Raw genomic sequence first — 26,334 nt, 5'->3', positions numbered from 1 at the left:
GTCATGTCCCTTTCGGATATCTCTGTGCGATGCGACGTCGTTGTGCTGCAGTCGATCCGAACAGTGATCGGTTCAGTGCAGCGCGTTTGAGGTAGGTGTGGATGCCGGCTTCCCACGTGTAGCCGATGCCGCCGTGCAGCTGCATCGCCTTGCCGGCGACGGCGACGGCGGTCGAGCAGGCGTGGGATTTCGCCATGGCGGCCGCGACACCGCCGTCGGCACCGGCGGCGAGGGCGGTCACCGCCTCGGCGACCAGTTGACGGGACACCTCGATGCCGACGAGCATGTCGGCGCAGGCATGCTTGACCGCCTGGAACGACCCGACAGGCCGGCCGAACTGGTGCCTCACCTTCACGAACTCCACAGTGCGCGAGAGCATCTCCTGTGCGACGCCGAGGCTGTCACACGCGATCGCGACCGCGGCGCGGTCGTGGAGCGCGCCCGGCGATGCGGACAGGACGGTGTCGGCGGGGGCGCCGTCGGCCGTGACGGTGGCCAGGCGTCGGGTCTGGTCGACGACGGGCTGCGCGGTGACGGTGACGTCCGTCGACTGGACGACCGCGACGCCGCCGGTGACGGGGATCAGGATCTGGTCGGCGCCGAGAGCGTCGGGAACGAAGTCGGCGCGGCCCGACACGACTCCGCCGTCGAGGCGGAAACTGCCGACCGCCACGGCGAGCCGGGCCGGCCCTGCGGCGACCGCGCCGAGCAAATGGTCCCGGGCGTCGGTCGGCGGGAGCGCGGTGAGCACACCGGCGGCGAGCACGGCACCGCCGAGGAAGTCGGTGGTGGCGGCTGCGCGTCCGATCTGTTCGCAGATGATCGCGGTCTCGGCGAAGGTCGCACCGGCGCCGCCGAGATGTTCGGGCACTTCCAGACCGGTCCACCCGGCGTCGACGAGCGCACCCCAGTCCGGTGCGGCGCCCCGGCCCAGCAGCCGAGCGGCCACGGCCCGCAGGTCGTCGTGGTGGTCGGCGAAGGACGTCGTCACGCCACGCTCGGTTCTCGGGGCAGGCCCAGACCGCGTTCGGCGATGATGGTGCGCTGGATCTCGCTGGTGCCCCCGGGAATGGTCCACTCCCAGGAGCCGACGAAATCGAGGACCCACGAACGGGATTCCCATCCGCTCGACAGCGGTTTGGCCACCACGGTGTGGGCTTGCAGACCGCCGACCTCCGCGCCGAAGTCGGTCAACCGCTGCAACAGCTCGCTGTAGTACAGCTTGACGATGGACGCGTCGGCCGGCCCGCTCGCACCGTTCTCGACGAGGCGCCGGCACAGCGCCCGCAGGCCGGTGATCTCGGTGTCGAAGGCCGCGAGGCGGTCGGCGACCACCGGATCGTCGAGCGGGGCCGACTCGACCAGCCACCGGAATCCCGCGTTGCCGAGCCGCTCGGCGAGTTCGAGCATCGTCATCCCGCGCTCGGCGCCCAGCGTGGACTGAGCGGCCTGCCAGCCGGCGTTCTCGCCGCCGATCAGGTTGGCCGCGGGGATCCGGACGTCGTCGAGGAAGATCTCGCAGAAATGTGAGTCGCCTGTCGCGTTGCGGATGGGCCGCACGTGGACACCGGGAGTGGTCATGTCCAGCAGGAAATACGAGATGCCGTGCCGCTTGGGGGCATCGGGGTCGGTGCGGGCGAGCAACAGACACCAGTCGGCGTGCAGAGCGCCACTGGCCCAGAGCTTCTGACCGCTGACGATGAACTCCTCGCCCGCGCGGCGCGCGGTGGTGCGCAGCGCGGCGAGGTCGGATCCGGCCTCCGGTTCGGAGAAACCCTGCACCCAGATCTCGCCGTCGAGAATGGCGGGCAGGTGGCGCCGGCGCTGCTCCTCGGTGCCGGCGACCAGCAGCGTGGCCGCGGCGTGGTGGATGCCGACGAAGGCCAGTACCAGCCGCGGCGCGTCGTGGGCGGCCAACTCCTGGTACAGCACCACCTGCCGGTCCACGCTCATGCCGCCGCCCCACTCCGACGGCCAGTGCGGCACGGCGTATCCCGCGCGGTGCAGCGTGGTGAACCAGTCCTTCTGGAAGCGGACGAACTCGTCGTCGCCGACCCCGGTCTGGCCGGCGCGCCAGTCTTTCGGGATGTGGTCGCGGCACCAGGCCCGCACCTCGGAGCGGAAGTCGTCGAGGCTCATGTGAACAATCCTGCGAGCCCGCGGTCGCCCGCTGTCCGGGTCAGGTGGTCGCGAGTACCCGAGAGCCCGAACGGCAGCCTGCGCAGGGGCCGGCTGGCCCGCGACAGCCACGACAGCGTGGTCTCGTCGCAGAAGCCGACCGCGCCGTGCAGTTGGTGGCAGACCCGGAACACGACGTCGGCCGCTTCCAATGCCGACATCCGCAGTGCCAAGGCGTCTTCCACCGCCCCGGGCTGATCGGTCGCGATGCTCCACAGCGCGTGTTTGGCCAGGATGTCGAGGCCCGTGCGTTCCACCTCGGCGTCGGTGAGTTGGAACTGCACCCCTTGGAACGCCGACAGCGGCCGGCCGAACTGCGTGCGGAGGCTGACGTGGGCGACGGTGAGCTCGATGGCCCGGTCGAGCATCCCGAGCAGCGTCCAGCACGGCAGCACCAGGCCCAGGGGCACATCATCCGCGCCGGCCTCGTCGAGCGGCGACAGCTCCAGGTCGACGACCAGACCCGGCTGCCTGTCGCCCAGGCCGGTAACCCGATACCGAAGGCCCTCGACAGTGACAGCAGCCCAACGAGATTCGGTGCCGGCCACGGCACCGGCGGGCCGCGCACCGCCGACGACGATCAGCCCGTCGACGTCGAGGTCGGCAGACGCGGAGAGCCGCTCGGCGATCGGATACGGCAGGGCCCAGTAGCCGGCGCTTCTGCACAGCGCGGCCGCGGCCTCGAGATCGGCGGCGTCACCGCGCGGGTCCAGCTCCCACGCGCCGAGGGCAGCCAGCAGCGGGCCCACCAGGGCCTCGCGGGTCTGCGGCGCGGCGTGTGCCTGCACGATAAGCCGGTCACCACCGGCGGCACCCATCGCGTGGCGCGCCTGGCGACCGAATTCCTGCGCGTCGGCGTCGAGGTCGAGCTTCACCGGCGCTCACCTGCCAGCATCGCGCGCGACAACAGGATGCGTTGCATCTCGATGCTTCCCGACGACACCGTGGCGGCCTGCGCGTAGCGCCAGTGGTCGTCGACCTCGCCGAGGAACCATCGGGCGCGGCTGTCGTCGTGGCGCACCTCGGCGGCGATGTCCATCAGCACCTCGGCGCTGTCCTGGTCGAGCGTCGTCACCGCGATCCGGTAGGCGGCCGCGTCCGTGGGGGCGATGCGGCCGCTGCTCTGCGCCTCGACCACCCGATAGGCCAGCAGCCTGGCCCGCCGGCAATGGTTCAGCATGCGGATCCACCGCGTCCGCAGCTCGGCGGGCAGGCCGCCCCACCGGTCGCCGAGCACGCCGGGCGCGGCCACCAGCAGCCGTTCGCAGCGCGCGTAGCGGGCGATGCCGACCCGTTCGAACGCCATCACGTCGGCCACGATCGACCAGCCCCCATCAACGGCGCCGAGCACGTCGGCGTCGGTGACCCGCAGGTCGTCGAAGAACACCTCGTTGAGGTGATGGGGCCCCAGCATCGTGTCGATCGGTCGCACCGTGATCGCTGGATCGTCCATCGGCACCAGGAAGATCGTCAGGCCCTGTTGTTTCTTGTCGCCGCGCGACGTCCGGGCCAGCAGGAAGCACCACTGCGCCATCGTGGCGTAGGACGTCCAGATCTTCTGCCCGTTCACGAGCCATCCGTCGTCGTCACGCCGCGCCGAGGTCCGCAGCGACGCCAGGTCCGATCCGGCCTCGGGCTCGGAGAACCCCTGGCACCAGATCACCTCACCCGCGGCGATCGGCGGCAGATGCCGGCGCTGCTGCTCGGGCGTGCCGTGGCGCATGATGATCGGGCCGACCCAGTTGACACCCATGTACTGCGCGCCGCGCGGTTCGTGGTGGGCCCACATCTCCTCCCGCACCACGGTCTGCTCCCAGACCGACGCTCCCCCGCCCCCGAACTCCGTCGGCCAGGCCGAGCAGAGCAGACGGCGGTCGGCCAGTGTCCGGCAGAACCGTTGCGCCGTCGCGAGATCCGCCGGATCATCGGTGAACGCGCCGAGGAAGTGCTCGGGGATGTGCTCGCGCACCAGATCGCGCAACTCCGCGCGCAGCTCGGCGGCACGCGTGCCCATGTCGAAGTCCATCAGCGCGGCCCGCCCGCGGTCAGCCCCAGCTCGGCCAGCACGTCGGCGGTGTCGGCGCCCAGTTCCGGCGCGGGCCCCCGCACCCGTCCCGGTGTGCGGGAGAACCATGTCGGCACGCCGGGGAACGTCACCGGACCCTGCGGGGTGTCGACGGTCTCGAACAGCCCGACCGCGTTGAGATGCGGGTCGTCGAACAGGGCGTCGGGTGAGTTCAGCCGTGCGGCAGGGATTTCCAGCTCACCGAACAGCGCCAGCCACTGCGCGGTGGTGCGTTCGGCCATGGTCTGGGCGACCAGCCCGTAGACCGTGTCGATGTGGTGGGCGCGCGCCTCGAGCGTCGCGTAGAGCTCCGAGGCCCAGGCGGGCCGGACGGCACCGATGAAGGCGTCCCAGTGTTTGTCGTTGTAGATGAGCGCCGCGAGGTAGCCGTCCTTCGTGCGGTAGGGCCTGCGGTTGGGTGCGACGGTGCGGGGATACACGGCGGGCCCCAGCGGGGGGTGGAACATGGCGCCGTTGGCGTGCTCGACCAGCATGAAGGACGCCATGGTCTCGTACATGGCGACCTCGACCTCCTGTCCCTGCCCGGTGCGTTCGCGGTGGAACAGCGCCATCGTCGTCGCGTACAGGGCCGTCAGACCGGCCACCTTGTCGGCGATGATGGTGCCGACATAGTCGGCCTGCCCGGTGAGTTGCTTCTGCACCGCGGGCAGCCCGCACTCGGCCTGGATGGTGTCGTCGTAGGCGGGCCGGTCGCGGTGCGGGCCACGCCTGCCGTAGCCGTAGCAGTTGGTGTAGACGATCGCGGGATTGATCGCGGCGACGTCGTCGTAACCGAAGCCGAGGGCGGCGATCGCCTTGGCGCGCATGGAGTGGATGAAGACGTCGGCGCGCTCGATCAGCGCTCGCAGCGCGGCCCGGCCGTCGTCGGAGCGCAGATCGAGCACGACGCTGCGCTTGCCGCGGTTGACGTTGACGAACACCCCACTCATTCCGGGTACCGGACCGACGGAGATGTAGCGGGTGTTGTCCCCCTGCGGCGGTTCGACCTTGATCACCTCGGCGCCCATGTCGGCCATGATCTGGGTGCAGTAGGGGCCCATCACCATCGCGGTGAGATCGACGACGCGCAGCCCGGCCAGTGGTCCGGTGTCAGCCACGGTCGGCTCCGTGTCCGGCCATCGCGAAGCTGTGGCGCAGATGGTCGGCGTGCCCGTCGGGCAGCACCGGAAACCGGACCGGCGCCGACATGTCCCGGATCTGTGGCAGCCGCTCGGCGACGTCCTCGACGGTCCAGGACGAGCGGTGGACACCCGGCGATTCGGTGATCGCGGCGACCGCGACCCGGCCGGCGAGAGCCACGAGGATCTCCCCACTCAGAGTGCAGGTTTCGTGAGCGAGGTAGCCGACGACGGGGGCCACCAGGTCCGCACCCATCGGAGGATAGGCCGCGGTGTCGATGCCCGCGGCCATGCGGGTGACGGCGCCAGGGACGATGACGTTGGCCGTGACGCCGTGGGCGGCGCCCTCGATCGCCGCGACGTCGGCCAACCCGAGCACGCCTGCCTTGGCGGCGGCGTAGTTGGCGACGTCGTGGTTGCCGTAGAGGCCGCCGATCGACGACGTCAGCACGATGCGGCCGTATCCGGCGTCGCACATCGGCCCGAACGCGGGTTGCACCACGTGGAACGCCCCGCGCAGGTGCACATCGAGCACGGCGTCGAAGTCGCCGGAGCTCATGTCCCGCAACGGTGCCCGCCGGACGATGCCCGCGTTGTGCACCAGGATGTCGACGCGGCCGAACCGCTGCACCGCGGTGTCGATGACGGCCCGCCCGCCCCCGGGGGTCGCGACGGAGTCGGTGCTCGCGACGGCGCGCCCGCCGGCCTCGATGATCTCCTGTGCCCCCCGGTGCGCGGGGCCGGCGTCAGCACCCTCACCGTCGAGGCCGGCGCCGGAGTCGTTGACCACGACCGCGGCCCCGCGTTCGGCCAGCATCAGCGCGTAGGACCGGCCCAGCCCGCGGCCCGCGCCGGTCACGACCGCGACGCGGCCGTCGAACCTCAGCTCAGCCACGGAGTTCGAGCCCTTCGAGGGTGCCCGCGGCCCGCCACTGGGCGAGCAGGTCGTCGAACGCGTAGAACCCGGGCGCGTAGAAGTCGCCGAGGAAGGATCCGTTGCCCTCGGCGCTGCCGCGGCCCTCGTTGTTGTAATAGCCGGGCGTACAGCTCAGTTCGAATGCGGAGTTGTCGATGGACAGCTCTGCGACAGTTCCGAGCCAGTCCTGCTGGCCTTGCTCGCTCGGCTCGACGGTTCTGGCGCCGCGGTTCTGCGCCTCGGCGAGGATGTAGGCGATGTGAGCGGCCTGCTGCTCGAACATCGCGGTGGTGTTCGCCGACACGCCGCCCTGGATGAAGCCGGTGAAGAACATGTTGGGGAAGCCCCGGCTGGTCATCCCGTGCAGCGTCCGGTAGCTGTCGCGCCAGTGGTCGAACAGCGAAAGCCCGTCGCGGCCCTCGATGACGTCGATCGCGTAGCGCCGGCTGATCTCGGTGGAGATCTCGAAGCCGCTGGCGAAGATCACGCAGTCGACGTCGAATTCGACGCCGTTGGCGACGATTCCGTTCGCCGTCAACCGTTGCACCCCTTTGCACTCGGCGACGTCGACCAACGTCACGTTCGGGCGGTTGAACGCCGGCAGGTACTCCTCGCTCGAGCACGGCCGCTTGCACATGAACCGGTAGTACGGCTTGAGTGCCTCCGCGGTGCCGGGATCGGAGACCAGAGTGTCGATGCGGCGGCGGAGGCGCTCCATGATCTTGAAGTCCTCTTCTTCGCGGATCGCCATGATCTGTTCGATGCCCAGCGACGCCGGATCCTCGCTCGCCGCGATCCGCGCGGACATGTTGCGGCCCAGCTCGGTCCAGAAGTCACACACCAGATCGGGCTCACCGAAAACCACACCGACGAACGGCGACCAGTTGTGGAAGTTGCGTTTGCGCTCCTCCTGCCAGCCCGGCTGCAGCGAGGCGGCCCACTGCGGATCGGTCGGGGTGTTCGAGCGTTCGTCGACCGAGGAGGGGGTCCGCTGGAACACGAAGAGGTGCTGGGCATCCCGGGCCAGGTGCGGAACGAGTTGAACTCCCGTCGCACCGGTGCCGACCAGAGCCACGCGTTTGTCCGCGAGCTTGTGCAGGCCACCGCCGGCGCCGCCGCCGGTGTAGTCGTAGTCCCAGCGCGCGGAGTGGAAGAAGTGCCCTCCCGCGTTCCGGTAGTCGTCGATGCCGGGGATGCCGGGCAGCTTGGGACGGTTGTAGGAGCCCTGCGCCATGACCACGAACCGCGCGGCGATGTCGTCCCCACGGTCGGTGCCGATGCGCCACCGGGCGGCGTCGTCGTCCCACCGCATGTCGCGCACCTGAGTCGAGAACAGCGCCCCGTCGTAGAGCCCGAAGTGCTTGCCGATCGCGCGGCAGTGACCGAAGATCTCCGCGCCGTCGGCGAACTTCTTCGACGGCATGAACCCCAGCTCCTCGAGAAGCGGGATGTAGCAGTACGCGTCGTTGTCGCACTGGATTCCGGGGAATCTGTTCCAGTACCACACGCCGCCGAAGTCGCCGGCCATCTCGACCACCCGCACGCCCTCGACGCCGGCCTTCTTCAGATACGCCCCGGCCAGCAACCCGGCGAACCCGCCGCCGAGGATCACGACCTCGGCGGTCTCGACGACCGGGTCTCGCTCGGTCAGCGGGGTGTACGGATCGATCTCGTAGAAGTCGGCGAAGTCGTCGGTGAGTTCCAGGTACTGCCCGGAGCCTTCCGGGCGCAGGCGCTTCGCCCGCTCCTGGGCGTACTTCTGCCGCAGCGCCTCGATGTCGATGTCGTCGGGGGTGTCGGTGGGCCCGCAGGGTTTCACGATCCTCCTCCGTGGCGATTTCGGCGTGGTTGTCGTCGCTGAGCGCAGATGTTCACGCCGAAATCACAACTGCTCGGGGGCGCCGGTGCCCATGTACTTCGCCAGCTGGTGGTGCAGGTTCACGGTGCTGCGTTCGCGGTACGGGTTGGGCAGCGTACCGGGGAAGCCTGCGGACTTCATGCCCTGCTGCACGGCGGCCATGTTCGAGAAATCCTGCGGCAGCACCGAGCGCCAGCCCGGCGAATCCTTGGGCGTGTAGACCCATTCCGTCTCCGGCTCCTGCCCTTTCGGGTACAGCTCGAACACGGCGACCTCGAAGATGCACCGGTTCGGGTTGTAGCCCGGATCGGGCCGGGCGCTGTAACACAGGGCGCTCGTCAGACCCTGGCCGATCTGGAAGTTCGGGAAGATCTGCCAGGCGGTGCCGCTCTGCCCCAGCACGTCGGCGGGGATCGTCGGCCAGATCACGCCGCGGGCCTCGTCGTCGCGGCGGGCCGAGGCGAGCCAGTGTTCGAGCACCTTGTCGGCGGGGGTGCCCTCTGGCAACTCGTCGACGAGTCGCTTCGCCGCGTTCACCAGCGTCTGGGTGGTGGTCGCGTTGGTCTCCTCCATGGTGTAGACCTGCATCTCGGCGGTCGAGACGCGCGGGTCACCGGTGCCGAGCCGGATCTTGGACTTGGTCTCGTCCATGCCCTTCGGTGCGTCGTAGCCAATGTTGCTGTGCCGCCCTTGGGCTTTCGCCCAGCCCTTGAACTCACCGAACCTGTTGAACTCCGGATGCGTGGTGAACACGTGGTAGGTCTCGTTGAACGCCTCCAGCGCCACCTTCCAGTTGCAGTCGAAGGCCAGCCATCTGCGCCACTTGTAGCGCATGTTCTCCAACCCGAACGGGTCGAGGATCTTGGCGGCCGGGAACAGGTAGTCGGCCAGCGGTTCGCAGTCGGGGTCCATGGTGATGAAAAGCCAACCGCCCCAGGTGTCCACGCGGACGGGGGCGAGGTGGGTGTTGCGCGCAGCGAGCTTGCCCTGCCAGTCGTCCTGTTCGCGGATGTGGGTGCAGGCGCCGTCGAGACCGTAGGTCCAGCCGTGGAAGCCGCACACGAACGACTTGCGCGCCCGCCCGACCGCGTTCTTGGCGCCCTCGGGGGTGTCGATGAGCCGCCTGCCGCGGTGCATGCACACGTTGTGGTGGGCTGCAAAGTCCGCGGGACCCGTGCGCACGACGACGATCGAGTCATCGAGGATGTCGTAGGTCAGGTAGCTGCCCACGTCGGGCAGTTCCTCGACGCGGCCCACCTGCAGCCACACCTTGCGCCACAGGCGATCCCGCTCGGCGCGGGCGTACTCCTCGGAGACATACGCCTCGACCCCGATGGTCATCGGTTCGGACAGCTCCTCGGTGGCGTCCACGTCGGTCATCACATGCTCCTGATGGTGTCTCGGAAGGACTCGTCTCTGAGGAACAGCGACGTGTTGTCCGCGCCCAGGTGGGTCCACTTCAGGTTCAGCCCGCCGTCGACGAGCAGGGTCTGGCCGGTGATGTAGCTCGACAGGTCGGACAGCAGGAAGAGGATCGCGCCCGCCTGTTCCTCGGGGGTTCCCCGGCGTCCCATCGCGATCGCGGTGCGGTCCCGCTCGGGATCGTCGTCGACGTAGGTGGCCGACGCGGCGGTACGGGTGACCCCGGGGGCCACGGCGTTGACGCGGATGCCGTCGGCGGCGAGTTCGACGGCCATCGTCCGCGTCATCGCCGTGACCGCTGCCTTGGCGGTGCCGTACGCGATGTGGAACGGTGCGGTGTTCATGCCGCTGATCGAGGACACCGAGACGATCGAGCCCGCCAGGCCGCGGGTCCGCAGTTCCCGGCTGACGGCCTGGCTCATGAAGAACGCCGTCTCCAGGTTGGCGGTGAACAGTGCGCGCCAGTCCTCCCGGGTGACGCGGGTGGACGGCATCCACGTGGCCGGTGCGGCACCGCCCGCGACGTTGACCAGTCCGTAGAGCGTGCCGTCGGCGCGGCGCGCGTGGTCGAGCACTGTCGCGATGCCGTCGTCGGTGGATGCGTCGGCGGCGACCGGCAGAACCGCCAGGCCGGCGTCCGCGAGCGGGACGACGTGTTCGTCGAGATTGTCGCGCGAGCGGCTGACCGCCACCACGGTGGCGCCCGCCTGGGCTGCCATCCGGGTCACCGTCGTGCCGATGCCGCCGCCGCCCGCGCCGGAGACCACCACCACGCGGCCCTCGAGCTGCAGCGAGACGCCCATTACGGCAGCTCCTTGTCCGGACAAATAACATGACTCTGCATATCGGAGAACACTATTCCGCAGCGTATTTAGCTCGTCAAGAGCGCTCTGCACGCTATTGTCTGGACTACTGCGGCTTGCTAACGTGCGGAGCCATGATCGCCCGGTACCCCGCGCAGCCGTTGACCGCTGCGTTCGGCTGGCAGGTCCGGCGCGTCACCGCACCGAGTCGGCTCTACGGTGCGAACGGCTTGCGCACCGGACCCGACGGACGGGTCTACATCGCCCAGGTGACGGGCAGTCAGATCAGCGCCCTCGACGTCGCGACGGGCACGGTGGACACCGTCAGCGCCCAGGGCGGCGACATCGTCGCACCCGACGACGTGGCCTTCGGCGACGACGGCACGCTGTATGCGACCGAGGTGATGGACGGCAGGGTCAGCGCACGTGACACCGGCGGGCGGACCCGCGTGCTGCGCGACGATCTGCCGTGCGCCAACGGCATCACCGTGCATCGGGGCCGGCTGTTCGTCGGGGAGTGCCGCGACGGCGGCCGGCTGATGGAACTCCCCCTCGACGGCGGCCCACCCAGGGTCCTGCTCGACGAGTTGCCCTCCCCCAACGCGATGGAGGTGGGGCCGGACGGATTGCTGTACTACCCGCTGATGACCGCCAACGAGATCTGGCGGGTCGACCCGGACGGATCTGGTGAGCCGCAGCGGGTGGCGGCCGGCCTCGGGGTGCCGGACGCGGTGAAATTCGACGCCGAGGGATTCCTGGTGTCCACGCAGGTGGCCACCGGTGAGGTGCTGCGCATCGACCCACGCACGGGCGACAGCAGCGTGGTGGCGCAGCTGTCGCCGGGCCTGGACAACCTGACCTTCGTCGACGGGCGGCTGGTGGTGTCGAACTTCACCGGCGAGATCACCGAGATCGGCCCGGACGGCGTCGCGTCGACCGTGTTGCCGGGCGGCCTGAACTGGCCGCTGGACCTCACGGTCGCCGGCGGCCGACTCCATGTCGCCGACGGCACCTACTTCTACGCCGTGAGCCCCTCCGGTGCGCTGGAGACGGTCGGCATGCTGTTCTCCCCCGGTTATCCCGGCTTCCTGCGCGGGGTCACCGCCGTCGGCGCCGACGAGTTCGTCGTCACGACCTCGGGCGGACAGGTCGCCCGTTACCGGCCGGGAGCGGGCGAATCCGACTACCTGGCAACCGGATTCGATCAGCTCTACGGTGTTGCCGTCGACGCCCACGGCGGTGTCGTGGTCGCCGAGTTGGGCACCGGCCGGGTGCACCGTCTGCACGGCGGCACCGTCGAGACACTCGCGACCGGTCTGCGCGATCCGGTCGGCATCGCGTTCGACACCGACGGCGTGCCCCTGGTCGCCGAGTCGGGGGCGGGCCGCGTCGTGCGGCTCACCAGCGCAGGCGCCGACACGGTGGTCGACGGACTGCACCATCCGCAGGGCATCGCGGTCCGCGACGGCCTGCTCTACATCGTCGACGCCGGCGCCAAGGAGCTCGTCGAGGTGGACCTCGGGACCGCGGCGCGCACGACGATCGCATCGGCCCTGCCGGTCGGTGCGCCACCCGGAGTCGAGCCCAAACCGCTTCGGGGAATGCCGCCGTTCTCCGGGCCGCAGGGGCCGTTCGCGGGCATCGCCGCGGCTCCGGACGGCACGCTCTTCATCTCGGCCGACGGCGACGGCAGCGTGCTCGCGGTGCTGCGGGCATGACCGCGACCACCGGTGATCACCGCTACCTGCAGGTGGCGCGCACGTTGCGCAAGGAGATCGTCGACGGCGTGTTCCCGGTCGGCTCGCATCTGCCCACCGAGCACGAACTGTGCGAGCGGTTCGCGGTGAGCCGCTACACCATTCGCGAGGCGCTGCGCCGGTTGCGCGAGGACAACCTGGTGTCGTCGCGGCCGCGGGCGGGCACGCTGGTGGTGCCCCGGCCGGGCACCAGTTCCTACGCCCAGGACGTGATGTCGATCGACGACCTGCTGGCCTTCGCGCAGGGCGCCCGGTTCGCGATCGAGACCAATGCCATGCTCACCCTCGACGACGAGCTCGCCGACCGGACCGGACTGACGACCGGCACGGAATGGCTTGTGGTGTCGGGATATCGGCGCGTGGACGACCACAGTGCGCCGATGTGCCGCACGGAGTACTACATCAACCGCAGCTTCGCCGCGGTGGGCAGGCTCCTGCAGCACCACACCGGCCCCATCTTCCCGTTGATCGAGGACCTGTTCGGCGTCAGCGTGGTGGAGGTGCACCAGCAGATCTGCGCGGTCGTGCTGTCGGGCGAGCCGGCCGACCGGCTGGAGGCCGAATCCGGTTCGGCCGCATTGCAGATGCAGCGCACCTACACCACCTCCGACGGCGAGACGGCCCAGGTCACCGTCAACACGCACCCGTCGGCCCGCTTCCGGCACTCGATGACGATGCGCAGGATCCGGGACACGCCGTGAGCCCCACGCTGGCCGACGCGCTGCGCGACGCGGCACGCTGCACCCCGGACCGCATTCTGATCCGCGGCGACGGGCACACCGTCAGCTGCGCCGGGCTGCTGGAGCAGGCAGATGCTGTGGCGCAGGCGCTCCTCGGTCGCATGCCGGCAGGCAGCGTTGTGTCGTTCATGGTGCCGAACTGGCCCGAGGCGGCCGTGATCTACCTCGGCGCCACGCTGGCGGGCATGGTGGTCAATCCGATCCTGCCGTCGCTGCGCGATCACGAGTTGTCCTATCTGCTGTCCGATTCGGGCAGTCGCGCGGTGTTCGTCCCGCACCGCGTCGCCGGGCACGACTACGTCGCGATGCTCGACCGGGTCACCGCGCAGCTGGCTTCGCCGCCGGACGTGGTGGTGGTGCGCGGGCACGCGGGCTCGCACACCTCGTTGTCGGACCTGCTCACCGAACCCGCCGGCGGCCCGCTGCCGACGCTGCGCCCGCACGCGACCCAAATGGTCCTGTACACCTCCGGCACCACCGGCCGACCGAAAGGCGTTCGGCACAGCCATGAATCGCTCCATGCGCTGATCACTCAGCTCGGCAGCCACTGGCGGATCGAGCCAGGAGACACCTTCCTGGTGCCCTCCCCGATCGCTCACATCGGCGGATCGATCTACGCCTTCGAATGCCCCTTGCTGCTGGGCACCGAGGCGGTGCTCATGGACCGCTGGGACGCCGAGGCCGCCGTCGCGTTGATGGTCGAGCACCGGTGCACGCACGTCGCGGGCGCCACCCCGTTCCTCGACGGGATCCTCACCGCGGCGCAGCGGGCGGGCACGCGCCTGCCCGACCTGAAGGTGTTCATCTGCGGCGGTGCGTCGGTCCCGCCGTCGCTGATCCGCCGTGCCGCCGCGTACTTCGAGAATGCTGCGGTCAGCAGGGTGTACGGGTCGACGGAGGTGCCTGTGACCACCGTGGGTTCGCTCGACGACGCCGACCGCGCCGCCGACACCGACGGTCGCCCCGGCATCGCCGACGTCGTGCTCGTCGACGGGGAGATCCGCGCGCGCGGCCCGCAGATGCTCACCGGATACCTGCACCCAGAGGACGACCGCGAATCCTTCGACCAGGCAGGCTATTTCCGCACCGGTGATCTCGGCCGTTGGACCGAGGACGGCCACCTGGTGGTGACGGGACGCCGTAAGGACATCATCATCCGCAACGGCGAGAACATCTCGCCCAAGGAGATCGAGGACCTTCTCATCACGCATCCGCAGATCGCGGAGATCGCGGTCGTGGGGGTGCCCGACGGCCGGACCGGTGAACGGGCCTGCGCGGTGATCGTGCCGAACGGCCGCGCCCGCCCCGACGTCGGCACCCTAGAGGATTTCCTGACCGGCCGCGGCGTCGCGAGGTTCAAGGCGCCCGAACAGGTGGTGCTGGTCGGGGAACTACCGAGAAACGACGCCGGCAAGGTGCTCAAGCACCGCATCAAGGCCGCTTTGACCGAGGAGGCGTGACATGCAGGTGGCGATCGTCACGGGCGCCAGCAGTGGCATCGGCTTCGCCTGTGCGACAACGCTTGCCGGGCAGGGCATGGCGGTGCTGGGCACAGGACGGGACACCGATCGGCTCGCCGCACTGGAAAAGGCGGTGGGAGGCGAACGCCTCGCGACGGTCGCCGTCGACCTGACCGAGGACGACGCGCCGCAGCGCATCGTCGCCGCGGCACTGCAGCGGTGGGGCCGCATCGACTTCCTGATCAACAACGCAGGCATCGGCAGCCCGAAACCGTTGCACGAGACCGACGACGAGATGCTGGACCGCTTCCTCGGCGTCATGCTACGGGCGCCGTTCCGGCTGGCCCGGGACGCGATCGCGCACATGGGGCCCGGCTCGGCGATCATCAACATCACCTCGACGTTCGCGGTGGTGGGCGGACTGCGTGGCGGCGCGTACTCAGCCGCCAAAGGCGGTTTGACGGCGCTGACCACTCACATCGCCTGCCAGTACGGCGCCCTCGGCATCCGCTGCAACGCCGTGGCTCCCGGCGTCACGCTCACACCTATGGTCGCCGCGCGGCTCGACGACGAGCGGTTCCGCAAGATCAACACCGAGATGACACCGCACCAGCGGCTCGGACGGGTCGAGGACATCGCCGCCACGGTGGCGTTCCTGTGTTCCGACGGCGGCAGTTTCATCAACGGGCAGACGATCGTGGTCGACGGTGGCTGGAGTTCGACGAAGTATCTGTCCGACGTCGCGCTGAACTCGCAGTGGATCGAAAGGTGAACCTGTTCTCGCTGCTGGATCAGACGACCGCGCGCCACGGCGACCGAGGTGCCGTCTATCTCGGTGAACACCAGGTGCACACGTGGGCGGAGCTGCGCGAGCGCGCGCTGCGGATCGCGTCGACGCTGCGCGGCCTCGGCCCCGCCGCGCGCATCGCGGTGGCCAGCGAGAACCGACCGGAGATCGTCGAGGTGATGTTCGCGACCTGGGCCGCCGAGGCGGTTCTGGTGCCGATCAACGCCAAACTGCATCCCCGCGAGATGGAGCAGATCCTCGCCGACGCCGGCGCCGCCGTGGTGTTCGCCTCGCCGACGATCGGCGCCGCGCTCGCCCGCGTGAGCACGGTCCCGATCGAGACCCTCGGCGGTCCGGAGTACCGATCCCGTTGCAGCGCAACGACGGCCGTCGCACCCCGGCACACCGACCCGGCCGCCCTGGCGTGGCTGTTCTACACCAGCGGCACCACCGGACGGTCCAAGGGTGCGATGCTCTCCCACCGCAACCTGATGGCCATGACGGTGGCGCACCTGGCGGACTTCGACTCCCCCGACGAGAACTGCAGCCTGGTCCACGGCGCCCCGATGTCGCACGGGTCCGGGCTCTACGTCCCGCCCTACGTCGCACGCGGTGCGCGGCAGGTGGTGCCGGCATCGGGGGTGTTCGACCCGGCGGAGTTCCTCGACCTGTGCACCGCCCACCCCGGGTGCAGTGCGTTCCTGGCGCCCACGATGGTCGCCCGGCTGGTCCAGACGGGCCGGGGCCGGCCGGAGAACCTGCGCACGATCGTCTACGGGGGCGGGCCGATGTACGTCGAGAGCCTGAAGAAGGCGATGGCCGCGTTCGGGCCCGTCTTCGTTCAGCTGTACGGGCAGGGCGAAGCGCCCATGACGATCACCGGGCTGCGCCGTCGCGATCATCTCGGCAACGAAGGGCTGGCACCTGATTCGGTGCTCGGCTCGGTGGGTTACGCACGCTCAGGTGTCGACGTCGCCGTGCTCGCCGCCGACGGGCGACCCGCCGCCGTCGGCGAGGTGGGCGAGGTCGTCTGCCGTGGAGACGTGGTGATGGCGGGTTACTGGAACGATCCCAAGGCGACCGCGGCCACGCTGCGCGACGGCTGGCTGCACACCGGCGACATGGGCGCCTTCGACGCCGCCGGTCACCTGACGTTGCGCGACCGGTCCAAGGACGTGGTCATCAGCGGGGGCAGCAACATCTACCCCCGCGAGGTGGAGGAGGTCCTGCTCGAGCACCCTGGCGTCGTCGAGGCCGGTGTGGTCGGAGCGCCGGATCCGGAGTGGGGCGAGGTCGTGGTGGCGTTCATCGTCGGGCAGGCGCCCCCGGCCGAGCTGGACGCCCACCTGCTCGAGCGCATCGCTCGCTTCAAGCGACCCAAGCGGTACCTGTATCTCGACGAGCTGCCGAAGAACAGCTACGGCAAGGTGCTCAAGCGCGAGCTGAGGGCCCGGCTGAATTGACCGGTTTGGTTTTGACGGAATGGGTAATTCCTGCTGGGAAGACGAACGCTCCCACATCTGAAGATCGGAATTGATCATGATTGTGCTCGGCATCATCCTCCTGTTGATCGGCTACTTCACCAGCCTGTCGATCCTCTACACGATCGGAGCGATCCTTGTCGTGGTCGGAGTCGTGCTGTGGATCCTCGGCGCGGTGGGCCGCCCGGTCGGTGGCCGAAAAGTCTGGTACTGACCGGCCGACACGTTCGGCCAAAGCCCCCGGTGCCGCGACGTTGTGCGGCATCGTTGATCCATGACACACAAGGTTCCAAGCCCTAAAGAGATCAGAGCGGCTGCGCAGGCAGCGGCCGATGCCGCCCAGACGGTGGCATCGACCGCCCTGCGCATTCCGCCTGCCTCCATCCAGCTCGCCGCCGAGATGCCCGATCTGATCGAGAATCTCGCGACCGCGACCCAGCGGCTCAATGCCGTCATCGACCGTGCCGAGCGCTACCTGGCGCTCGCCGACCCGATGCTGCGCACGATGGATGCGCTGCTGCCCCAACTCGAAGCATTGGTCGCGACCGGCAACGACGTCTACCGCGCGGTGTCGTCGATGCCCGGTGTGTCGACGCTGGGCCGGTTCACCAACCGCGGCGGGAACGAACCGCCCCGCGAGGAGAAGCCGACCCGGCGACGCACCTCCCGGTCGAAGCCTCAGTCGACGTAGCCCGATCCCCCGACGTACATGGTCGTGCCGTCCGGTGGCGGGGCGTCGATCGCCGCGACGATCGCGGCGGCGAACTCTTCCACACTGGGCAACGGCCCCGCCGCGCGCCGCGCCGCGACCCCGTCGCGGTCACTCCGCTCGAGCACACGCAGCGTGACGCTCCCCTCCAGCAGATCCCCCGAAACCACCACCAGTGCAACATCTTCGGCGGCCATCTCGGCACGCAGCGCGCGTTCACCGGCGTGTTTGCTCTCCGCCACCGGCTCATAACCGGCGATCGGAACCGGTATCCGCCCGTAGAAGTGCGCCGGATGGCTCGTGACGAAGACGACGAGCCCTTTACCGGACATCGACGCCACCGCGCGGCGGGCCACCGCCACCTGGGCGTCGCGGTTGAGCCGCATTGCGTAGCCGGCCTCGGCGTGCCGCTCCAATCCCCCGGAAGCGTTGAGTACCAGCACATCCAGACCGCCGAGCCGCTCATCGATGTCGTCGAACATCGCGGTGACGGCACGCTCGTCACACAGATCCGCCCGCGCGCCCCACGCGTCGGCGCCCGCAGCGCGGACGCCGTCGACGACCTCGGTGGCGCGGCGATCCTTCTCGCGGTAATTGACGACGATGTGACGCCCGGGGCGGGCGAGCATGCGGGCGACCTCGGCGCCGACTCCGCGGGAAGCGCCGGTGACCAGGACGACCTCGGGCCGTTCAGTCATGCGGCGTGTCGGTGAGGTCGTAGTCGACCATCACGCCGCCCCACGCCTCACCCGCGCCGTAGGCGACGAGCAGCGCCCTGCCGCTCGCCGGGATCGTGCCGTCTGCCAGCGATGCGCCCAGCGCCAGCGGAATCGAGGCCGCCGAGGTGTTGCCGAAGTTCTCGACGCAGTCCACGAACACGGCCGAGCCGATGTCGGCCTCGTCACGCACCCGCTGCAGGATCCGCGAGTTGGCCTGATGTCCGATCACGATCGACGGTTCGACATCGTTGTCGCGCAGGATCTTCGCGGTCTCGGTCATCGTCCGGACGGCGCGGTGGTAGACCCGGATGCCGTCGAGCGCGATGCCCTTGCCGATCTGTCCGCGCATCAGGTCGGCGCCGGCGCCGTCCGACCCGGCGTGCCAGCGGTGCTTGCGGAACGTCGGCCGCGGTTGCAGTAGCACCGCCGCGGCGCCGTCCCCGAACAGGGGCCCGGTGTTGCGGTCGGTCTTGTCGAGCATCCGCGACATCGCCTCGACGCAGCAGACGATGACCCCGGCGCCGTCGCCGGCGTCGCACAACGACAGTCCCGAGATCAGCCCGTAGATGAACCCGCTGCAGGCCGCGGACATGTCGAAAGCCAGGATGTCGTTCGGCAATCCGGCCTTCGTCGCGACCCGCTGCGCGATGCCGGGCACGGCGCCGCCCGCGGAGCTGCTCACCACCAGCAGCGCGGAGATCCTGCCCTCGCCGTGGCGGGCGACCAGGGGGGCGCACACCCGGGCGGCCACCTCGTCGAGCGGCTCGGAGTCGTCCATCCACCAGCGCGCACCCACGCCCGTGCGGCGGCGGATCCACTCGTCGGTGAGCCCGATGGCATCGAAGTACGCGTTGGGGACGTGTTCTCCGCTTGTCTCCGTGACGATGTCGACGATGCCGGCGTTCACGGAGTGCCGATCAGTCCCAGGAAGTACGTCTTGATGTCGGCGGGGCTGACACACTCGTCGAGCCGTTCGAGGTCCGCCTCGACGCCGAATTCCTTCTCGAGGAGTTCGGTGAGTTCGGCGACGTCAAGGGAGTCCAGATCCAGGTCCCAGATCGCGGTGCCGAGATCCTCGACGCCGGCCTCGGGAGATCGCCGTCGCACGATCTTGAGCACGATCGTGTTCATACGTTCATCGATGGATGCCATCGTCTCCGACCTTTCACCGTCGCTCGTCGAGTTTGTACAGCACCGAACCTGAGGTGGTGATCGACCGCGCGCCCACGACGATCTCGGCCACCGTGCCCGCTCTCTCGGCCATCAGCTCGACACTGCTCTTGTCGGTCTCCAGCACGGCGACCACGTCCCCCCGCTCGACCACGTCGCCGACCGACACCAGCCATTCGACCACGAGGGCATCGGTGAGGCCATGCCCGAAGTCGGGCACGTGGATGTCGATGCTGTTCTCGGCGCCGCTCACCGGCACATCTCCTCGATCGCGTGGGTGATCTCCGGCACGCCGATCAGATGGTCGGTCTCGCGGTCGGCGGGCGGATAGGTGGCGCGGCGGGGGGCCACCCGTCGCACCGGTGCGCTCAGGTGGTGCCAGGCACGTTCGGCGACGGTGGCCGCCAATTCGGCTCCCACACCGCAGAACCCGACCGCCTCGTGCACCACCAGCAGGCGGGTGGTGCGGGCGACGGAGGCGAGTACCGCGTCGACGTCCATCGGCGCGATCCAGCGCAGGTCGATCACCTCGACGTCGACGGTGCCTGCCAGCGCGTCGGCCGCCGCGAGCACGTCCTCGAGGACCGCCCCGTATCCGGCGACGGTGACGTCGGATCCGCGGCGCACGATGCGGGCGCCGAACGCCGAGACCGGCTCCGCGAGACGCTCCTGACGCCTGCGGTTCCAGTACAGCCGCTTGGGTTCGAAGAAGACCACCGGCGATCCGAGGCGGCAGGAGTGCTCGAGCATGCCGGCCGCGTCCTCGGGGTCCGACGGGTAGGCGACATGCAGGCCGGGGGTGTGGGCGAACAGCGCCTCGTTGGACTCGCTGTGGTGCTCGACGGCGCGGATTCCTCCGCCCACCGGAACCCGCACCACCAGATGCAGATCGAGCTCACCGTTCCACCGGTCGCGCATCCTCGCCGCCTGGGTGACGATCTGGTTCATCGCGAGGTAGACGAAGCCGTCGAACTGGATCTCGCAGATCGGTTTCAGTCCCGCGATGGACATGCCGATCGCCTGCCCGACGATCGACGACTCCGCCAGCACCGCATCGCGGACCCGGCCCGAGCCGAAGTGTTCCTGCAGGCCTCTCGTCACGCGGAAGACCCCGCCGAGACGGCCGATGTCCTGCCCGATCAGCACCACCGACGCGTCGTCGGCCATCAGCCCGCGCAGCGCGCCATTGAGTGACTCGGCCAGGCAGTGGGGCCGTGCGCCGGTGGTCATCGCCCGAAGGCCTCCACCATGGCCCGGCTCTGCGCGGCGACGTCGTGCGCGACGTCGTCCAGCCAGGGTTCGTCCACCAGGCCGGCGGTGTGCAGCCTCTGCCGGTAACGCAGCACCGGATCGCGCGACGCGGCGGCCGAGAGTTCGTCCCGGTCGCGGTAGACGGTGTGGGCGTCGGAGCTGCTGTGCCCCGCGGTGCGGGTGGTGTGCAGCTCGACCAGCGCGGGCGTGCCGGTGCTCTCGACGTGCCGCCTGGCGGTCAGACACTGCAGGTAGGTGTCGTCGGGATCGTCGTCGGCCACCGACCATGAGGTGATGCCGAAGCCACGCGCCCGGGTGGCGACCGAGGTCAGCATCTGCTCGTGACTCGGTTTGGAGATCGCCCAGCCGTTGTTCTGCACCACGAACAGCACCGGCGCGGACTCGACCGCTGCCAGGTTCATCGCCTCCGAGACGTCGCCCTCGCTGGTGGCCCCGTCGCCGAGATAGACGACGACCGTCTCGGTGCGGTCCTGAAGCCTGCGCCCGATCGCGTAACCGACGGCGTGCAGCGTCTGCGCCGCGACCACCAGTGTGTAGGGGAAGAACCGGTGCCGGCGCGGATTCCACCCGCAGAAGGTGCGGCCGGCCCACTGCGCGACCAGCGCCACGCCATCGATACCACGGACGACCGCGACGGCGTGGTCGCGGTAACTGGGGAAGATCGTCGCCGCGTCACCGATGGCCATCGCCGAGGCGACCTGCGCCGCCTCCTGGCCCCGACAGGACAACCACAGGTCAACCCTGCCCTGATTCTGCAGCCGGACGGCTTCGTCGTCGATGCCGCGGGCCACGAGCATGTGGCGCAGCATGGCACGGCTGGTCTCCACGTCCACTGACGTTGCCACATCGGTCAATTCAGCACCGTCCCCGTCGGTGTCAGCATTGCGACCGCTCCCAACATCCGGCCCACCCGCGTCCGGCCCTACTGCCCGACGCACCGTGAGGCTGACCTTTGGTTCAACTTCTTAGGCACTGCAACTTACCGCATCGTCGAAAATCTCGCGGCGCTCTTCTGCGACTGCGGGGCGTCGCCGGCACGGTCAGCCGGCGGTGTCCTCCGATGCCGCCTGGCGCGGCGCCGTCGTCCCCGAGGCACCGAACAGACCGGACCGCGGAGGCGCACCGTGCCCGTGAACGCCCTCGGCGTAGGCGGTTTCAGCGTGCTGGGAGAAGTCGACACCCGACACCTCGTCCTCGGCGCTGATCCGGAATCCGATCACCCGGTCGATCAGCGTGGCGAGCGCGAACGATGCCGCGAACGCGTACGCCGCGACCACCAGCACGGCCACCAGCTGCCTCCCGAGCTGAGCCGGCCCGCCGCCGTAGAACAGACCGTTCGCGCCGCCGGTCATCACGTCGGTGGCGAGCAGCCCGATGAGCAGCACGCCGACCACGCCGCCGACGAAGTGCACCCCGACGACGTCGAGCGAATCGTCATACCCCAGGCGGAATTTCAGCCCGATGGCGAAGGCGCACACCACCCCTGCCGCCAACCCGACCACGACGGCGCCGAGGGTGTTGACGGTGCCGCACGCCGGTGTGATGGCCACCAGACCGGCGACCACACCGGAGGCCGCGCCGAACGTCGTCGGCTTCCCGTCGCGCAGTTGTTCGACCGTCAGCCAGCCCAGCATGCCCAGACAGCCGGCCACCAGGGTGTTGAGGAAGATCGCCGCGGCCGTGCCGTTGGCCGCCAGCGCCGACCCGGCGTTGAACCCGAACCAGCCGAACCACAGCAGCCCCACGCCGAGCAGCACGAACGGCAGATTGTGCGGCCGCATGGCGTCCTTCTTGAACCCGATGCGCGGTCCGAGCACCAGCGCCAGGGCCAAAGCCGAGGAGCCTGAGACGATTTCGACGACGAGCCCGCCCGCGTAGTCGAGCACACCCCACCGGAACATCCAGCCGCCGGGCGCCCACACCCAGTGCGCCACAACGGCGTACACCACCACCACCCACAGCGGGACGAACACCACCCACGCCGCGAACTTGGCCCGGTCGGCGATCGCGCCACTGACCAGAGCCGCGGTGATGATCGCGAAGCTGAGCTGGAACGTCACGAACAACAGCTCCGGCACCTGTCCGTGCAGCGTGTCCGGCGCGATCCCGCTCATCCCGGCGTGGGCCAGATCGCCGATCACCCCGTGGACGCCCGTGCCGGAGAAGGCGAGGCTGTATCCGAGGAGTAGCCACGTCACCGTCACCAGCGGGATCGCGATGAAGCTCATCATGATCATGTTCAGCACGCCGGTGGTACGCACCATGCCGCCGTAGAAGATCGCCAGACCCGGCGTCATGAGGAGCACCAGAGCGGTGCTGGCCAACAGCCATGCGGTCGCGGCGGGATCGAGCTGGTTCACGGTCGGCACTCCTTTGTCCCGAACGAGAATGTCGGCTCCGCGTTTCGGGCAGGCGGCGATCATGTTTCGGCCATGTTTCGCGCCGTCCCGGTGATCGCCTCCCGTCTCACCCGCCGAGCAGGTCGCGCACCGCCCGCCGCGGACCGTAGGGGCGCAGCATCTGGCTGGCCGGGCGGGTGCGCACGATCTGCGGCCACCAGAACCAGCGGCCGAGCAGGACCGCGATCGACGGGGTCATGAAGGACCGGACGATCAGGGTGTCGAACAGCAGACCCAGGCCGATGGTGGTGCCGATCTGGCCGAGCACCACCAGGTCGCTGAAGACGAACGACGACATGGTCGCCGCGAACACCAAGCCGGCGGCGGTGACGACCCCGCCGGTGCCGGCCATCGCACGGATGCTGCCGGTCTTCAGGCCCGCTCCGACCTCCTCTTTGAACCGGGAGATCAACAACAGGTTGTAGTCCGCGCCGACCGCGAGCAGCAGGATCACCGCCAGCGCGAGCACGATCCAGTACAGCTGGATACCGAAGATGTACTGCCACACCAGAACCGACAGCCCGAAGGACGCACCGAGCGAGAGCACCACGGTGCCGACGATGACGGTGGCCGCGACGAGGCTGCGGGTGATGAACATCATGATCAGCAGGATGAGCGCGAGCGCCGCGAGGGCAACGATCAGAAGGTCGTACTTCGCACCGTCCTGGACGTCCTTGTAGGTGGCGGCGACCCCCGCCACATAGATCTTCGCGTCGGACAGCGGCGTGGCCTTGATGGCGTCGAACGCCGAGTCGCGGATCGAGTCGATGTGCGAGATCCCCTCGGGGGTCGCCGGGTTGCCCTGGTGGGTGATGGTCATCCGGGCGGCCTTGCCGTCGGGTGAGAGGAACAGCTTGAGCCCCCGCTTGAAGTCGGGGTTGTCGAAGGCTTCGGGCGGCAGGTAGAACGAGTCGTCGTTCTTGGCGGTGTCGAACGCCTGACCCATCGCGGTGGCGTTGCGCAACGCTTCCTCGCTCTGGGCGTTGGTGCCACCGGTGGTCGCATAGTTGGACAGCGTCAGGTCGCGGTTGCGCTCCTGGATCGCGATCTGCGGCGGCAGCAACGCGAGCAGTTGCGGCTGCAGCGCGTCGAGCTTGTCGAGGCTGGCCGTGATGCTGGTGAACTGATCGGTGAGCGCGCTGATGCCGTCGAGCGAGTCGAACACCGACCGCAGCGCCGCGCACATCGGGATGTCGAAACAGTGCGGCTCCCAGTAGAAGTAGTTGCGCAGCGGCCGGAACTGGTCGTCGAAGTTCGCGAGCTTGTCCCGCAGGTCGGTCACGATCGTGACGGTGTCGTGGAAGGCCTGGGTCTGCTCGTGGGTCGCCGCCGCGCTCGCCTGCTGCAAGGTGAGCTGCTGCTTGAGGATGTCGATCGTGTTGCTGATCTCCGCCGCCTGCTTCATCAGGTCGGCGGCGCGATCCTTCTGGTAGCTCAGGTTCATGATCTGGCTGGCACTCTGCGCGCTGATCTGAAACGGGATGGAGCTGTGGCTGATCGGCGTGCCCAGCGGCCGCGTGATCGACTGCACCAGCGCCACACCCTGGGTGTGCAGCACGGCCTTGGCGACACGCTCGAGGATCAGCATGTCCGCCGGGTTGCGCATGTCGTGATCGGTCTCGATCATCAGCAGTTCGGGGTTGAGCCGGGCTTCGGAGAAGTGCCGTTCTGCCGCGGCGTATCCGACGACCGCCGGGGCGGTGTCGGGCAGGTAGGGCCGTGCGTCGTAGCTGGTCTTGTACCCGGGCAGCGCCAACAGTCCGATCAGGGCGATCGCGCACGTCACCACCAGGATCGGACCCGGCCAGCGCACGATCACGGTGCCGATGCGCCGCCACCCCCTGGTCCGCATCGCCCGCTTGGGTTCCATCAGCCCGAACCGGCCGGTCATCACGAGCACCGCGGGACCCAGCGTCAGCGCGGCGGCCAGCGTCACCAGCACACCGATCGCCGCGGGCACCCCGAGCGTCTGGAAATAGGGCAGCCGGGTGAAGTACAGGCAGGCCACTGCGCCCGCAATCGTCAACCCGGAGCCGACGATGACGTGCACGGTGCCGCGGAACATGGTGTAGTACGCCGGTTTTCGGTCTTCGCCCGCACTGCGGGCCTCGTGGTAGCGGCCGACGAGGAAGATCGCCCAGTCGGTGCCTGCCGCGATCGCGAGGAGCGTCAGCAGGTTGGTCGAATAGGTGGACAGGCCGATGAACCCGTAATTCGCGAGCACCGCGACGACCCCGCGCGCGGCCGCCAGCTCGATGGCCACCGTCACGAGCACGATCAGCATCGTGACCACGGATCGGTAGACGATGAGCAGCATGATCGCGATGACGAGGAACGTGATGGCGGTGACCTTGTGCGTGCCCGCGCTGCCCACTTCGAAGTTGTCGGTGATCAGCGGAGCGGCACCGGTGACGTAGGCCTTGACGCCCGGCGGCGCCGGCACCTCGGCGACGATGTCGCGGACCGCGTCGACGGATTGGTTGGCCAGCGCCTCGCCCTGGTTGCCGGCGAGGTACACCTGCACCAGCGCGGCCTTGCCGTCCTTGCTCTGCGAGCCGCCCGCGGTGAGCGGATCGCCCCAGAAGTCCTGGATGTGCTGCACGTGGGTGGTGTCCTGCGCCAGCCGCTTGACCAGGGTGTCGTAGTAGCGGTGGGCGTCGGCGCCGAGCGGTTCGTCCCCTTCGAGCACGATCATGGCCGCACTGTCGGAATCGAATTCGTCGAAGACCTGGCCGATGTGCCGCCTCGCCATGATCGACGGCGCATCCGGGGCGTTCATCGACACCGAGCGTTCGGCGCCGACGACCTCGAGCTGCGGTGCGGCGATGTTCGTCAGTGCCGCGACGGCGATCCACACCAGCAGGATCGGCACGGCCAGCACCCGGATCAGACGCGCGACCCTCGACTGCTCGGCGACGGAGTGACGCTCGCTCACGCCGACTTGTCCATGCAGGCGATGTATCCGTTCACGTTGTCGGTGGTCCTCTCGTCGGTGACGACACCGTTGACCGTGATGCGGCAACCGATCTGGGCGCCGTCGCCCTGCGCGCGCAGGTCGGCGAACAGCGTGGGGTCGTCGGTGGCCAACGTCGTCGACCACGGCAGGGTGACGTCGTCGGCCCGCTGCGGTTGGGCGTCGGCGTCGAGGTAGTTGATCGTCGCCACCGTGCCGGGCGAGCCGAACACGTCGAGGCGGACCCGCTTGGGGTTGTAGCCGGTGTTCTCCAGGGCGTCGGCGCTGGGTCGTGACACGGTGTTGGTCGAGCCGAAGATGCCGTGCAGACGATAGACACTGAATCCGACGATCGCGACGACGACGACGGTGACGATGATCGTCCACCGTTGTCTGACGACTCTTCCGACCGACACCCTGCTCATCCGCGAGCCCACTTCCGATCGCCCCGACGGCCGCCGCACACCCGAGTGGCCGGAACGAAACGGTACGGTACGGTACTGTCC

General features: G+C 69.2%; 25 protein-coding genes. 7 read left to right on the top strand and 18 right to left on the bottom strand.

Features of this window, described 5'->3' with window-relative positions:
- Position 1 precedes the first annotated feature (1 nt).
- The 9 genes from G6N45_RS09515 to G6N45_RS09475 all read right to left on the bottom strand — a co-directional run bounded on the left by G6N45_RS09515 (position 2) and on the right by G6N45_RS09475 (position 10,381).
- Positions 2 to 991 (bottom strand): acyl-CoA dehydrogenase family protein, encoded by a 990-nt coding sequence (locus tag G6N45_RS09515; RefSeq protein WP_163721862.1) that lies wholly within the window; start codon positions 989 to 991, stop codon positions 2 to 4.
- Complete coding sequence (locus tag G6N45_RS09510; protein ID WP_163721861.1) at positions 988 to 2,139, bottom strand: acyl-CoA dehydrogenase family protein; 1,152 nt, start codon at positions 2,137 to 2,139, stop codon at positions 988 to 990. Before G6N45_RS09510 ends, G6N45_RS09515 begins: the two co-directional genes overlap by 4 nt.
- Positions 2,136 to 3,053 (bottom strand): acyl-CoA dehydrogenase family protein, encoded by a 918-nt coding sequence (locus tag G6N45_RS09505; RefSeq protein ID WP_163721860.1) that lies wholly within the window; start codon positions 3,051 to 3,053, stop codon positions 2,136 to 2,138. The genes G6N45_RS09510 and G6N45_RS09505 overlap by 4 nt, the downstream gene beginning before the upstream one ends.
- Complete coding sequence (locus G6N45_RS09500; protein WP_163721859.1) at positions 3,050 to 4,204, bottom strand: acyl-CoA dehydrogenase family protein; 1,155 nt, start codon at positions 4,202 to 4,204, stop codon at positions 3,050 to 3,052. The genes G6N45_RS09505 and G6N45_RS09500 overlap by 4 nt, the downstream gene beginning before the upstream one ends.
- Entirely contained in the window at positions 4,204 to 5,343 is a 1,140-nt protein-coding gene (locus tag G6N45_RS09495; RefSeq protein ID WP_163728142.1) for a CaiB/BaiF CoA transferase family protein, read from the bottom strand. The genes G6N45_RS09500 and G6N45_RS09495 overlap by 1 nt, the downstream gene beginning before the upstream one ends.
- 10 nt (positions 5,344 to 5,353) lie before the next feature.
- Entirely contained in the window at positions 5,354 to 6,277 is a 924-nt protein-coding gene (locus G6N45_RS09490; protein ID WP_163721858.1) for an SDR family NAD(P)-dependent oxidoreductase, read from the bottom strand.
- A complete protein-coding gene (locus G6N45_RS09485) occupies positions 6,270 to 8,117 on the bottom strand; it encodes a flavin-containing monooxygenase (RefSeq protein ID WP_163721857.1) in 1,848 nt (615 codons plus the stop codon). Before G6N45_RS09485 ends, G6N45_RS09490 begins: the two co-directional genes overlap by 8 nt.
- Before the next feature lie 63 nt (positions 8,118 to 8,180).
- The gene (locus G6N45_RS09480) at positions 8,181 to 9,536 is read right to left on the bottom strand and encodes an aromatic ring-hydroxylating oxygenase subunit alpha (protein WP_163721856.1); all 1,356 of its coding nucleotides are present in this window, start codon (positions 9,534 to 9,536) and stop codon (positions 8,181 to 8,183) included.
- A complete protein-coding gene (locus G6N45_RS09475) occupies positions 9,536 to 10,381 on the bottom strand; it encodes an SDR family NAD(P)-dependent oxidoreductase (RefSeq protein ID WP_163721855.1) in 846 nt (281 codons plus the stop codon). Before G6N45_RS09475 ends, G6N45_RS09480 begins: the two co-directional genes overlap by 1 nt.
- Positions 10,382 to 10,515: 134 nt before the next feature.
- On the opposite strand from G6N45_RS09475, the gene G6N45_RS09470 reads away from it, so the two are divergent.
- The 7 genes from G6N45_RS09470 to G6N45_RS09445 all read left to right on the top strand — a co-directional run bounded on the left by G6N45_RS09470 (position 10,516) and on the right by G6N45_RS09445 (position 17,297).
- Entirely contained in the window at positions 10,516 to 12,099 is a 1,584-nt protein-coding gene (locus G6N45_RS09470; protein ID WP_163721854.1) for an SMP-30/gluconolactonase/LRE family protein, read from the top strand.
- Positions 12,096 to 12,839: a GntR family transcriptional regulator gene (locus G6N45_RS09465; protein ID WP_163721853.1), complete on the top strand. Its 744-nt coding sequence runs from the start codon at positions 12,096 to 12,098 to the stop codon at positions 12,837 to 12,839. The genes G6N45_RS09470 and G6N45_RS09465 overlap by 4 nt, the downstream gene beginning before the upstream one ends.
- Positions 12,836 to 14,338 carry an AMP-binding protein gene (locus G6N45_RS09460; protein ID WP_163721852.1) on the top strand — a complete coding sequence of 501 codons (1,503 nt, stop codon included), beginning with the start codon at positions 12,836 to 12,838 and terminating at the stop codon, positions 14,336 to 14,338. The genes G6N45_RS09465 and G6N45_RS09460 overlap by 4 nt, the downstream gene beginning before the upstream one ends.
- A 1-nt stretch (position 14,339) precedes the next feature.
- Positions 14,340 to 15,110 carry an SDR family NAD(P)-dependent oxidoreductase gene (locus G6N45_RS09455; RefSeq protein ID WP_163721851.1) on the top strand — a complete coding sequence of 257 codons (771 nt, stop codon included), beginning with the start codon at positions 14,340 to 14,342 and terminating at the stop codon, positions 15,108 to 15,110.
- Positions 15,107 to 16,588: an AMP-binding protein gene (locus G6N45_RS09450; protein WP_163721850.1), complete on the top strand. Its 1,482-nt coding sequence runs from the start codon at positions 15,107 to 15,109 to the stop codon at positions 16,586 to 16,588. Before G6N45_RS09455 ends, G6N45_RS09450 begins: the two co-directional genes overlap by 4 nt.
- A gap of 76 nt (positions 16,589 to 16,664) precedes the next feature.
- Entirely contained in the window at positions 16,665 to 16,820 is a 156-nt protein-coding gene (locus G6N45_RS27670) for a hypothetical protein (RefSeq protein WP_156394903.1), read from the top strand.
- Positions 16,821 to 16,880: 60 nt separating this feature from the next.
- Positions 16,881 to 17,297 (top strand): hypothetical protein, encoded by a 417-nt coding sequence (locus G6N45_RS09445; RefSeq protein WP_163721849.1) that lies wholly within the window; start codon positions 16,881 to 16,883, stop codon positions 17,295 to 17,297.
- Here G6N45_RS09445 and G6N45_RS09440 read toward each other — a convergent pair.
- The 9 genes from G6N45_RS09440 to G6N45_RS09400 form a co-directional block, all read right to left on the bottom strand.
- Positions 17,285 to 18,013: an SDR family oxidoreductase gene (locus G6N45_RS09440; protein ID WP_163721848.1), complete on the bottom strand. Its 729-nt coding sequence runs from the start codon at positions 18,011 to 18,013 to the stop codon at positions 17,285 to 17,287. The genes G6N45_RS09445 and G6N45_RS09440 overlap by 13 nt on opposite strands.
- The gene (locus G6N45_RS09435) at positions 18,006 to 18,941 is read right to left on the bottom strand and encodes a 3-oxoacyl-[acyl-carrier-protein] synthase III C-terminal domain-containing protein (protein ID WP_163721847.1); all 936 of its coding nucleotides are present in this window, start codon (positions 18,939 to 18,941) and stop codon (positions 18,006 to 18,008) included. The genes G6N45_RS09440 and G6N45_RS09435 overlap by 8 nt, the downstream gene beginning before the upstream one ends.
- On the bottom strand, positions 18,938 to 19,186 hold the full coding sequence (locus tag G6N45_RS09430; protein WP_163721846.1) for an acyl carrier protein: 249 nt from the start codon (positions 19,184 to 19,186) through the stop codon (positions 18,938 to 18,940). Before G6N45_RS09430 ends, G6N45_RS09435 begins: the two co-directional genes overlap by 4 nt.
- Positions 19,187 to 19,199: 13 nt before the next feature.
- On the bottom strand, positions 19,200 to 19,457 hold the full coding sequence (locus G6N45_RS09425; RefSeq protein ID WP_057150595.1) for a biotin/lipoyl-containing protein: 258 nt from the start codon (positions 19,455 to 19,457) through the stop codon (positions 19,200 to 19,202).
- Complete coding sequence (locus G6N45_RS09420) at positions 19,454 to 20,434, bottom strand: alpha-ketoacid dehydrogenase subunit beta (RefSeq protein WP_163721845.1); 981 nt, start codon at positions 20,432 to 20,434, stop codon at positions 19,454 to 19,456. The genes G6N45_RS09425 and G6N45_RS09420 overlap by 4 nt, the downstream gene beginning before the upstream one ends.
- Positions 20,431 to 21,321, bottom strand: coding sequence for a thiamine pyrophosphate-dependent dehydrogenase E1 component subunit alpha (locus tag G6N45_RS09415; RefSeq protein WP_246229059.1), 891 nt, complete (start codon positions 21,319 to 21,321; stop codon positions 20,431 to 20,433). Before G6N45_RS09415 ends, G6N45_RS09420 begins: the two co-directional genes overlap by 4 nt.
- Positions 21,322 to 21,516: 195 nt before the next feature.
- The gene (locus tag G6N45_RS09410) at positions 21,517 to 22,836 is read right to left on the bottom strand and encodes an ammonium transporter (protein ID WP_163721844.1); all 1,320 of its coding nucleotides are present in this window, start codon (positions 22,834 to 22,836) and stop codon (positions 21,517 to 21,519) included.
- Positions 22,837 to 22,942: 106 nt separating this feature from the next.
- Complete coding sequence (locus G6N45_RS09405; RefSeq protein WP_163721843.1) at positions 22,943 to 25,810, bottom strand: MMPL/RND family transporter; 2,868 nt, start codon at positions 25,808 to 25,810, stop codon at positions 22,943 to 22,945.
- Positions 25,807 to 26,253, bottom strand: coding sequence for an MmpS family transport accessory protein (locus G6N45_RS09400; RefSeq protein ID WP_163721842.1), 447 nt, complete (start codon positions 26,251 to 26,253; stop codon positions 25,807 to 25,809). The genes G6N45_RS09405 and G6N45_RS09400 overlap by 4 nt, the downstream gene beginning before the upstream one ends.
- Positions 26,254 to 26,334: the final 81 nt, after the last annotated feature.

Origin of the sequence: Mycolicibacterium psychrotolerans, from assembly GCF_010729305.1 — a bacterium.
In the GTDB taxonomy this organism is placed as follows: domain Bacteria; phylum Actinomycetota; class Actinomycetes; order Mycobacteriales; family Mycobacteriaceae; genus Mycobacterium; species Mycobacterium psychrotolerans.
This window is presented reverse-complemented; position numbering and strand designations above follow the sequence as displayed.